The organism is Novacetimonas hansenii JCM 7643 (assembly GCF_000964405.1).
GTDB classification, from domain to species: Bacteria; Pseudomonadota; Alphaproteobacteria; order Acetobacterales; family Acetobacteraceae; genus Novacetimonas; species Novacetimonas hansenii.
Genome location: NZ_BANE01000179.1, coordinates 1 through 10181, shown reverse-complemented (window position 1 = coordinate 10181; position 10181 = coordinate 1). Strand labels below are relative to the sequence as shown.

The following is a 10181-nucleotide window of genomic DNA, read 5'->3' as shown; positions in this document are numbered from 1 at the left end:
AAACCTTTATGATTTCAGTATGTTATCGAGGCTGACTTTTCAAACAGCTTCTCAAAAAAAAACTGTCCCCGAAAACTCCTGCAAATTCGCACATTTCCTGCACGTGCTGCGTGCTGTCCCCTTGATGCCAGGGAGGCATTATTTCACGAACTGCCCGTTAAGGATGCACCACGGACAAAAGCGGCGTATGAAACGGCGGTGATGAAAAAAACGCTCCCCTCCCCCTCCCACCATGTCGGCAGTTCGCGCCCGCTGCGCCTGTCCGATGACGTCATCAGCCATGCCATCTATGGCGGTCCGGGCAAATGCTACCGCTATGCCCTGACGCGCACATGGGCCCCTGCGCTGCCGGCGGTAATGTGGCTGATGATGAATCCCTCCGTCGCAACGGAAGATGGTGACGACCGAACGGTTGCCAAATGCCAGCGTTACGCACGGGCATGGGGATACGGGACGATTTTCGTGGGCAATACCTTTGCCTATCGCTGCACGGACCAGACGCGACTGATGGAGGTGGCGGACCCGGTGGGGCCGGAAAACGATCATTACCTGCATGACATGGCCCACAGGGCGGATCTGGTGGTTGCGGCATATGGATGCCCACGTCATCAGGCGTTGCGCGCACGCGGCACCGATGTGGTGCGCATGTTGCAAAATGCGGGAATCGTGGTGAATGCCCTGCGCCTGAGCAGCCGCGCCCGGCGTCCCGAACACCCGCTTTACCTGCCGGCGGACCTGCGCCCGACACCACTGCCCGCGATTGATACGCTGTCGGGCGACTGAGGCCCCAGCGCAAGGGCAAGCTGTTGCACCTTCACCTGCGCGCGCGGCAGCAGCGTGGACACCACCACACCCAGCAACCGCACGCCACGTTCGGGCGGGAAACACCCGCGCAGCAGCCCCAACGCATGGGCCGACAGTTCCTGTGCCGTTGCCACGGGCTGCATCAGGGTACTGGCACGCACGATCTGGCGGAAATCGTTGTATTTGATCTTGATCGTCACGGTGCGCCCGGTCAGGTCACGCCGTTCGCAGCCATGCCAGACGCGCTGGCACATATCGGTCATCGGCGCGGCCATGTCGGACCATTCGTACAGGTCGTGCTCAAACGTCCGTTCCGTCCCCAGTGACTTGCGCGGACGATCGGATTCGACGGGACGATGGTCCACGCCCCGCGCCACGCCATGGTAAAACGCGGCAACCTTGCCAAAATGTCGCGCCAGATCCTCCAGCGTGCGGGCGCGCAGGTCACGCCCGGTATGGATGCCCAACGCATGCATCCGCGCCGCCGTGGCCGGACCAATGCCATGGAACCGTTCCACGGGCAGATCCGCCACGAACTCCGCCCCATGGCGCGGGGTAATGACATACAGGCCATCGGGCTTGCGATGGTCGGACGCCAGCTTGGCAAGGAATTTGTTGTACGACACCCCGGCAGAGGCACACAGGCCGGTTTCGGCACGGATGGTGGCACGGATTTCACGCGCAATTTCCGTGGCCGACCCACGCGGCAGTAACGGATGCGTCACATCCAGATATGCCTCATCCAGGGAAAGCGGCTGTATCAGGGGGGTATAACGGGCAAAAATCTGATGTATCCGGGCCGAAACCGCCCGATAGACGTCAAAGCGTGGCGGCACGAACACCAGTTCGGGACATTTGCGACGCGCAATGACCGATGGCATGGCCGAACGCACACCAAAACGCCTGGCCTCGTAACTTGCGGCGGCGACGACCCCACGCAGCCTGTCGCCACCAACGGCAACCGGGCGGCCCCGCAGGGCGGGATTGTCGCGCTGCTCCACCGAGGCATAAAATGCATCCATATCCACATGGATGATCCGCCGCACGTCCGGCGCCTGTATTGCCCACGGCGTGGCGCCATCCGTCATGGGCGTCTCCGTCATGGGCATATCCGGGGGACATGCCCGCCGGTGTGGCGCACCGCGGCCCAAAGGGGCCACGGCCGCGCCACATGACTGACAATCAGCCGTTGCACTTCTTTTTCTTGACGAAGAAGAAGACCAGGCCAGCAATGGCCCCAAGCGCCAGAATACCCTTAAGGCAAGGGGACTTGGACGGGCACTTTGTCGTACATTCGGACATGGGTCGATTTCCTTAAGTTCTGTCGTCTTCGTTCCCATACGGAACGAAACACCCCATCCTAGCGCACACCGCACCATAAGACATACCGGATTTGACGATGCAGCCCCCCATTCCCATCCCATGGCGGGATGCCGCGTGCATGACATGCGAGGAAAGAGGAGCCGGGATGCGCATGTGCCCCTTATTGTTGCGAAGGTTTGCGGGTAATCATATCAGCCAAATATTTTCAGAGGGTCATGGAAATGAAGAAAATCGGACTTCTGTCTGCCTCGCTGCTGATGCTGGGTGCGGCTACGGGCGTTGCTTCCGCCACGCCGTCGAACACGCGCGCCGTCAATCGCGACTTTACCAAGCTGTCGATCGACGGCAGCCGTGCATTCGACGATATCACGATGGCCCGCACCGCACTGGCCAATGGCGATACCGCAGGCGCGACGAAGCTGCTGACCGATGCCAACAATGCCTTTACCCGCGCCAAGACCGACAACCGCGTCTTCATGAAGGCGGAATCCCAGCTTTCCAAGCCCAAGAAGGTTCCGGCTGGCGCGCCCGTCCCGACCACCGCACCGAACACGCAGCCCGTCGCATGGCTGCCGGTTGATGGCGAATATATCGTGACGGAAGACCTTGAACCGACCTCGGCCAAGGGCACGGCCATCACCGCCGCCAATGCCAGCCTGAACAAGGGCAAGACCGCGCAGGCCAGCCAGAACCTTCAGGTTGCGGCTGTTGACGTGGACTTTGTGCTTGCCATCGCACCGCTGCAGGCCAGCGCCGATGACGTGTACCGCGCCACCAACCTGCTGGCGGGCAAGGACACAAAGGGCGCGGACGCGGCTCTGGCCGATGCCCAGAACTCGATCCGTTTCGTGACCGAGGACATGGTCGAAACACCTGACGCCCCGGCAGGCGGCAAGGCCAAAAAAAGCAAGTAACACCCCATGACAGCCAGCCCGGCGCACCGCAAACATGGTGTCGCCGGGTCAGGCCGTACAGGATGGGGCGCAGGATGGACCGCACAGGGCGGACACGGGCATAACGCCATTGGTCGGATATGCTGCGGCCCTACCGCGCAGACGATCCGGGCCGCAGCCCTGCGCAGGACAGGCCAATGAGACGATTCGCCCTGATGGCAGGAATGGCTGGAATCATGACCGGCCTGATGCCCCTGCACCCGCATACGGCATGGGGCGGCGAAATCCGCATCTGCTTTGATCGCCGCGTTGCGGAATCGGACCCCGCGCCCAATACCCCACATTTCGATTCGATCACGGTGCCGCCGGGCACTGTCTTCAATTACGCCGGACATGCCTTTGGCCCGGCGGACGACCCGTTGGACCGCGCCCATGCCGCCCCGTTTGGCGATGGATGGCGGGGCCTGCCCCGGGCGGAGGAACAGCGCAGGCGCGCGTTGCAGATGGAAGATATTGGCGGCGACAACGGCTATCACCGCCCACAGGCCGCCATCATGATCGATACTGCCGCCACCCTGACACGCGCCCATCCCTGCGCCAGCGTCACGGCACGGGCCGTCCTGTCGGAAGACTGGACATGGACGGCGGATCATATCCCCGCCACCCCCCATGTGTATTATCAGGCCTATGGCGTGGTGCATGGCGACCACTTCGACCCGACATTCGATACCGACCCCGACGCATTCCAATGGGTGGCGGCGCATGGGGGACTGAACGGTATCGTCATTTCCGATATCGAACAGTTCACAACCCTGCATTCGGATGACTAGAGCAGATCCTGTTTGAATGCGTACCTTCAAACAGGTGAAGATGCTTGTAAAAACAATAAACCGGAGCATTTTCACCGAACCGGTTTTCGGTGGAAATGCCCTAGACGACGGCCTGCAAGACCAGTGCGCCAGTGATACATCGAAATCCTGTGGAGGTGCGCTTCGATACGCATGAAGGCAAGCCCGAAAAAACTGTATGATTACAATTCTGTATCAGGTTTTCCCACTCAAATACCCTGATATGCCCGCCCGTATCGGTGGCCATAGCAGGACCGGTCATAGCGATGGCGACAAACCGTTATTCTTCTGGCACATTTATACCTGTGGCACATTCGGTTTCAATGAACCGCCATGCCCCCGCAGGCAGGGTGCTGCCGTATCCGCCAGGACGTAACGTAGGGAGACCTGAATGGCGCTGTACCAGTCTTCACAATTCCTAACGGTGTGGACCGACGCCGAATTCGACCGATTGCATCATCCGCGTACGCCTGCACCACATTCGGGCATCTATCGGTGTGTGGGATGCGGTTTTGAAATCGCCACACCAGAGGGACAGCTCCTGCCCCCCATCCATGCCCATCCCCACCGGCTGGGCACGCAGGAGGCCTGGCAGATGATCGTCTATGCCGACCATCGCCTGAAATAACCCGCCGGGCGCATGGCGGGGTTGCCCCGGTGCCCCGTGAACCGGGGCGCGCCGGGACCGGGCATCACCACATGCCCATGCCAGGTCCACCCCAGCCACCGCCCCAGCCACCACCGCCCCAGCCCCACATGCCCCAGTTCCAGGAGGCATCTTCATACATGTCCGCGGTCATCTGCTGCTGATCCGCCAGATTCTGCGCCTGGACATAGGACTGGTACCGGCCATAGGCAGCCTGGTTGCCAACATACAGGCAGTTGCAGACCTTGGGATCGGAATAGATGTAAAGGACATGGTCCCCGAACGGTTTTTGCAAGAAACGGTTCGGTGGCAGCTTCTGCAGCATTTCCTGACGCTGCGGCGTATTCGCCGGGCGCGCGACAAACCCTGCGGCGGCGAGGCTGTTTTCGCGATCGGCAATCTGGTCACGCACGCTTTCACATCCCGCAAGCGACAGGCACGCCACGGTCATGAATGCCGGGACCGCCAACAGATTCCGATTCGTCCTGATCTTGGTTTTCATCCAGATACCCCTTGTTCCACCCCGTTCATATTCCCGATCCGAAACGCTGGCAAAGCCGAACAGGATGCCATGCAGGACATGACGCATGGTTCATCAGGGGAAAATATCACGTTCCTGCCGCGCGATGACAGATCCCGGCACGTCGATACATTATTTTTCATCGACTTTGATCTATCTCATGTCCGGTCGAAAAAACCCGTGCGATATCTAAGGGGCGATGGGGGCATCGCATATCGAATTATCACTTTTAAACTTTGCGGGGCCAGCATATGGCCCCGCATATTTTTTCCAAAAGCCGACCGGCACATGTCGTATTACGCAGGCATTGTCCAAAGTTCACAACGTTCTGGAAGCGCGTGCACGTGATTTCAGGTGCTTTATCACCGGATCATTCCAGACGTCACCGTCATCATGCCCGCAACAGGCGCGATGGCAACAGGTACGAAAAACCCGCCATGAAGGAATTCATGACGGGTTGTTCAGACATCTGGTCAACAGCATTGGGGGCGATGCTGTTACGTGCGTCGCATGACCATCATCAGGTCAGGATCAGACCACGGAACCGCCTACGCTGTGTGCAGTGGCCTGCGCCGCGACATGGGGTGCGATTTCCCCTTTGCCCGCGCCTGGCATGGGAAGCGTGGTGACAGCATCGTCCTTGAGCATGTAACCCTGCCCCCAGACCGTGGTGATCAGGTTTTCACCGCCCGCCTTTTGCAGCTTCTTGCGCAGCTTGCAGATAAAGACATCGATGATCTTCATCTCCGGCTCATCCATGCCGCCGTACAGGTGATTGAGGAACGCATCCTTCGTCAGGACCATGCCCTTGCGCAGCAGCAACAGCTCAAGGATCATGTATTCCTTGCCCGTCAGGTGAACAGACCGTCCGTTAACCGAAACGTCACGACTGTCGAGGGAAAGACGCAGCGCCCCGGCCTGCAATGTCGGCTCGCTATATCCCTTGGACCGGCGGATGACCGCCTGCATGCGTGCCGTCAGTTCCATCGGATCATATGGGCGGGTCACATAATCATCCGCCCCGGTTGAAAACGCCTTCACCTTGGCCTGTGCGCTGTCCTGCGCGGACAGGATCAGGATCGGCGTGGCGATCCGCGCCGCGCGGCAGCGCCGGACGACATCGTGGCCTTCCATGTCCGGCAGGCCGAGTTCAAGGACGGCAATGTCGTAGTCATACAGTTTCAGCATCGCAATCGCATCATGCCCGGAGGTCGCATGATCGACCATGAAGCCAACCGCCTGCAACTGGCTGGCTTCCTTGTCCATCATGGCCTTATCCGGTTCAACGAGTAAAACACGCATATCGACCACCAATATTTTTGTTAATATGTGTTACTACCTATAAGTGTATTTTTTTTATGAAACAATCTCATGGTTGTGAATAAGCCACCACACACTCATTCATCAAGAGAATATGTTCCTATGTGTGACTGAAATATACTATTTAATGTCGATAATTTGCCATCAAAGCAGGAATTTATTTATTTATCGTGCATCAACCGGACAGGTGCCACGCCCCAGAAATGACACGTTTCGCGTGTAATGTTGGTCATGATGGCAGGGAATTATCCATGCCATTGCCACCCCGGACCAGCCGGTTCCTTAGCGCATAAATGTAAAGAAAACGGCATGTAACCGCGGGTTGTAGGCATACACGCGCAGGTTATCGCCCCTGCTTTTTCATGTATTGCAATGGTCATGACGGTGCCGCCGGACAGGGGAATGGTCCCGTCACATCACAGGTCATGACAGGGGGCACATGCCCCCTGTATCACTATGTCGTGATATCGACTGTGTGGTTGACCGGACCTGCCCCATGGCCATAGCCAGGCGCGGCCATGATGGCGCGATAAAGATAGGCGCGCGCACGGGAAATGGCCGCAAGTAACGCCATTCCCTGCCCCAGTCCCGCCGCGATGGCACTGGCAAGCGTGCATCCGGTGCCGTGGGTATGTGCGGTCCGTACGCGTGTGGAGGTAAAACTTTCCACCATTCCATCCGAATCCACGAACACATCCACCAGTTCATCCCCCGGCAGATGCCCCCCCTTCAGCAGCACCGCACACGCCCCCATGTCACGCAGGTCCAACGCCGCGCGCCGCATGTCACCATGCGCACGCACCGGTCGGCCCAACAGCACCTCAGCTTCGGGCAGGTTGGGGGTCAACAGGGTCGCAAGCGGAAGCAGGCGGGTCGTCAGCGCGGACACCGCCGCAGCATGCAGCAGCGAGGCCCCGCCCTTTGCCACCATCACAGGGTCCAGCACATAGGGCACATCCGGACGGGTTGCGATCATGTCGGCCACGGCGTTTATGACCCCGTCATGGCCCAGCATCCCGCTCTTGAACGCATCCACACCGATATCATCCATTACGCAGCGCATCTGCGCGGTGACGAAATCCGGCGGGACAGGCAACACACCATGCACGCCGCACGTGTCCTGCGCGGTCAGGGCGGTAATGGCGGTCATCGCGAAACCATCCAGCGCGGTGATCGCCTTGATGTCCGCCTGTATGCCCGCACCGCCGCCGCTGTCGCTGCCTGCGATGGCAAGGATGCGCCCCCGCATGGTCAGGCCATCATCTGAACAGCGGCGATAGCGGCACACATATCGTCCACCACCTGGCGGACCAACGGTTCATCCTGCGCTTCCACCATCACACGGATCAGGGGTTCGGTCCCACTTTCACGCAGCACAAGACGCCCGCGCGCACCCAGCAGCGCCTCTGCCGCGCGGCGGGCTTCGGCAATGGCGGGGTCCTGCAACGGGCTGCGCCCGGCAAAACGCACATTGCGCAGCAGTTGCGGATAGGGCGTGAACATCCGGCAGACCTCGCTTGCCGGACGTCCATCCTCCACCAGCACCGCCAGCACCTGCAACGCCGCGACAAGGCCGTCGCCCGTGGTGGCGAAATCCGACAGCAGCATATGCCCCGACTGCTCCCCGCCAAGGTTCGCACCAAGCTCGCGCATCTTCTCCACGACGTAACGATCGCCCACGGCGGTGCGGATCAGTTCCAGCCCCAGTTCGGACAGGAACCGTTCCAGCCCCATATTCGACATCACGGTCGCAACGATCTGCCGCCCCGCAAGCCGCCCCTGCTTCAGCCATGACCGTGCGATCAGGGCAAGGATCTGATCCCCGTCGATCAGGCGTCCCTTCTCATCCGCGATCAGCACCCGGTCCGCATCCCCGTCCAGCGCAATGCCGATATCGGCGCGATGGCGCGTGACCGCAGCGCACAATGCCTCCGGCCGGGTGGAGCCACAGCCCTCGTTGATGTTGATCCCGTCAGGGTCACAACCAATGCGGATGACCTCTGCCCCCAGTTCCCACAACGCTGTGGGCGCAACGCGATAGGCCGCGCCATTGGCGCAATCAATGACGATCCGCAACCCATCAAGCCGCAGGCCACGCGGGAAGGAGGATTTCGCACTTTCGATATACCGCCCCGCAGCGTCATTAAGGCGTGAGGCCCGCCCGATCTGATCGGGGGCGGCCAGACGTCCGCTGAGGTCGGAACGCATGGTTTCCTCGATCTCTGCCTCGACCTCATCAGACAGCTTGAACCCGTCCGGGCCAAACAGCTTGATGCCATTATCGCCATAAGGATTATGCGAGGCGGAAATCATGACCCCAAGGTCGGCGCGCAACGAACGCGTCAGCATGGCAATCGCGGGCGTGGGCATGGGACCGACCAGCGTGACATCCATCCCCGCCGACAAAAAGCCGGAAACCAGTGCGCATTCGATCATATAACCCGACAGCCGCGTATCCTTGCCCAGCAGCACGCTGTGACGATGCGTTCCCTGAATGAAACGCAGGCCGGCGGCCTGACCCAGTTTCTGCGCGATTTCAACCGTCATCGGGTCCTGGTTGGCGGTACCCCGAATCCCATCGGTCCCGAACAGTCTTCTTGTCTTCGTCATGCCTGCGCCATCCCCGGGCTGCTTGAACTGGTGTGCATGGACCTACCTTACCTGCTGCGTGCAATCCAGTCCCTGCCATATCTTCAGGCCCTGCATCATGGTGCCTGTGTCATGAACGCGCAGGATCGTGTTCGCGAATACCAGCCCGGGCAGGCTGGCGGCCATGCTACCCGGATCGCGCGACGCAGCATCCACCACGCCCGTCACCTGCCCCACGAAACGCTTGCGCGACACACCCAGCACCACACGGCACCCCAGATTGGCCAGCAATGGCAGCCGGGCCAGCAGTTCCATGTTCTGCGCCGCGGTCTTGGCAAAGCCGATCCCCGGATCGACCATGATGCGCCCACGCGCCACCCCCGCCGCCACGGCATGGTCAATACGTTCACGCAGTTCGCGCACGACATCCACCGCGACATCGGTATAGGTCGCATGATCGTTCATCGTCTCCGGCGTGCCACGCATATGCATCAGCATGACCGGGCAGCCCGCATGCGCCACCACGGCCGCCGCCGCCGAGTCGTGCATCAGGGCAGATACGTCATTGATCGCGTCCACCCCCGCCGCCAGCGCATGACCCATGACCAGTGCATGGCGTGTATCGACCGAAATCACGGCGTTGCATGTCCGCGCGTCATTGCGCAACGCGGTAATGACCGGGGCGATCCGGTCCCATTCCTGCGCCGGGGTAACACGCGCGGCACCGGGGCGTGTGCTTTCCCCCCCGATATCAAGGAATACCGCCCCCTGCGCCAGCATATCCACCGCCGCGGCAACCGCATGATCCACCACCAGATGCCGCCCGCCATCGCTGAAGCTGTCAGGGGTGACATTGACGATCCCCATCACCCGCGCCCCATCCGGCAAGCCCGCCGCCCCCAGGGGGGCACAGACCCGTGCCAGGACATCATCCCATCCCGGCGGGAGTGCATCCACACGCACCAGCCCCATGTCCCGATATCCGCGCCATAACCGCGCAAGCGTAAAGGCCACCGGCCCGCCACACAGCCATCGCGCCACGCCAAGGCGCACCGCATCAGCCGCCGCCGGCCCCGACAGCAGCCCCAGCGGTTCAAGAAGCCTGTCGTCCGTCATGTCCATTCGTTACCGTCTCGTATGCCGCAATAAGGATGTTTGAAAGTCGGCCTCAATAACACACTGAAATCATAAAGATTTTTGGTGAATCTTTTTCTAAAAAGCTTCAGAAGACGCCGCCT

The 10181-nt window shown here is 60.6% G+C and carries 11 protein-coding genes; 5 read left to right on the top strand and 6 right to left on the bottom strand.

Annotated features, from left to right (window positions below):
* Positions 1-201: 201 nt before the first annotated feature.
* The gene (locus tag B7G66_RS12235) at positions 202-783 is read left to right on the top strand and encodes a DUF1643 domain-containing protein (RefSeq protein WP_003622149.1); all 582 of its coding nucleotides are present in this window, start codon (positions 202-204) and stop codon (positions 781-783) included.
* Here B7G66_RS12235 and dinB read toward each other — a convergent pair.
* Positions 720-1907 carry a DNA polymerase IV gene (gene dinB / locus B7G66_RS12230; RefSeq protein ID WP_225578768.1) on the bottom strand — a complete coding sequence of 396 codons (1188 nt, stop codon included), beginning with the start codon at positions 1905-1907 and terminating at the stop codon, positions 720-722. The two genes, B7G66_RS12235 and dinB, sit on opposite strands and share 64 nt — an antisense overlap.
* 441 nt (positions 1908-2348) lie before the next feature.
* Here dinB and B7G66_RS12225 point away from each other — a divergent pair, with 441 nt between their 5' ends.
* From B7G66_RS12225 to B7G66_RS12215, 4 genes are all read left to right on the top strand, one after another.
* A complete protein-coding gene (locus B7G66_RS12225) occupies positions 2349-3041 on the top strand; it encodes a YfdX family protein (RefSeq protein WP_003622143.1) in 693 nt (230 codons plus the stop codon).
* Between the two features lie 6 nt (positions 3042-3047).
* Positions 3048-3221, top strand: coding sequence for a hypothetical protein (locus B7G66_RS17895; protein WP_155734254.1), 174 nt, complete (start codon positions 3048-3050; stop codon positions 3219-3221).
* Positions 3218-3850, top strand: coding sequence for a hypothetical protein (locus B7G66_RS12220; protein WP_225578767.1), 633 nt, complete (start codon positions 3218-3220; stop codon positions 3848-3850). Before B7G66_RS17895 ends, B7G66_RS12220 begins: the two co-directional genes overlap by 4 nt.
* Before the next feature lie 409 nt (positions 3851-4259).
* A complete protein-coding gene (locus tag B7G66_RS12215) occupies positions 4260-4496 on the top strand; it encodes a hypothetical protein (protein WP_003622138.1) in 237 nt (78 codons plus the stop codon).
* Positions 4497-4560: 64 nt separating this feature from the next.
* Here the strand turns inward: B7G66_RS12215 and B7G66_RS12210 are convergent, their stop codons facing one another.
* From B7G66_RS12210 to folP, 5 genes are all read right to left on the bottom strand, one after another.
* Complete coding sequence (locus B7G66_RS12210) at positions 4561-4965, bottom strand: hypothetical protein (RefSeq protein ID WP_040512944.1); 405 nt, start codon at positions 4963-4965, stop codon at positions 4561-4563.
* A gap of 600 nt (positions 4966-5565) precedes the next feature.
* The gene (locus B7G66_RS12200; RefSeq protein WP_003622130.1) at positions 5566-6336 is read right to left on the bottom strand and encodes a response regulator transcription factor; all 771 of its coding nucleotides are present in this window, start codon (positions 6334-6336) and stop codon (positions 5566-5568) included.
* 472 nt (positions 6337-6808) lie between these two features.
* A complete protein-coding gene (gene thiD, locus B7G66_RS12195; protein ID WP_003622128.1) occupies positions 6809-7603 on the bottom strand; it encodes a bifunctional hydroxymethylpyrimidine kinase/phosphomethylpyrimidine kinase in 795 nt (264 codons plus the stop codon).
* A 2-nt stretch (positions 7604-7605) separates the two neighbouring features.
* A complete protein-coding gene (gene glmM / locus B7G66_RS12190) occupies positions 7606-8964 on the bottom strand; it encodes a phosphoglucosamine mutase (protein WP_040511108.1) in 1359 nt (452 codons plus the stop codon).
* A gap of 42 nt (positions 8965-9006) precedes the next feature.
* A complete protein-coding gene (folP, locus tag B7G66_RS12185; protein WP_003622124.1) occupies positions 9007-10059 on the bottom strand; it encodes a dihydropteroate synthase in 1053 nt (350 codons plus the stop codon).
* Positions 10060-10181: the final 122 nt, after the last annotated feature.

Excerpts from the sequence above, each read along its gene's own strand:
- B7G66_RS12215 (WP_003622138.1), top strand. The coding sequence starts at position 4,260 with ATGGCGCTGTACCAGTCTTCACAATTCCTAACGGTGTGGACCGACGCC.
- glmM (WP_040511108.1), bottom strand. The coding sequence starts at position 8,964 with ATGACGAAGACAAGAAGACTGTTCGGGACCGATGGGATTCGGGGTACC.
- B7G66_RS12225 (WP_003622143.1), top strand. The coding sequence starts at position 2,349 with ATGAAGAAAATCGGACTTCTGTCTGCCTCGCTGCTGATGCTGGGTGCG.
- B7G66_RS12200 (WP_003622130.1), bottom strand. The coding sequence starts at position 6,336 with ATGCGTGTTTTACTCGTTGAACCGGATAAGGCCATGATGGACAAGGAA.
- B7G66_RS12235 (WP_003622149.1), top strand. The coding sequence starts at position 202 with ATGAAAAAAACGCTCCCCTCCCCCTCCCACCATGTCGGCAGTTCGCGC.
- folP (WP_003622124.1), bottom strand. The coding sequence starts at position 10,059 with ATGACGGACGACAGGCTTCTTGAACCGCTGGGGCTGCTGTCGGGGCCG.
- B7G66_RS17895 (WP_155734254.1), top strand. The coding sequence starts at position 3,048 with ATGACAGCCAGCCCGGCGCACCGCAAACATGGTGTCGCCGGGTCAGGC.
- B7G66_RS12210 (WP_040512944.1), bottom strand. The coding sequence starts at position 4,965 with ATGACCGTGGCGTGCCTGTCGCTTGCGGGATGTGAAAGCGTGCGTGAC.
- B7G66_RS12220 (WP_225578767.1), top strand. The coding sequence starts at position 3,218 with ATGAGACGATTCGCCCTGATGGCAGGAATGGCTGGAATCATGACCGGC.
- dinB (WP_225578768.1), bottom strand. The coding sequence starts at position 1,907 with ATGACGGAGACGCCCATGACGGATGGCGCCACGCCGTGGGCAATACAG.
- thiD (WP_003622128.1), bottom strand. The coding sequence starts at position 7,603 with ATGCGGGGGCGCATCCTTGCCATCGCAGGCAGCGACAGCGGCGGCGGT.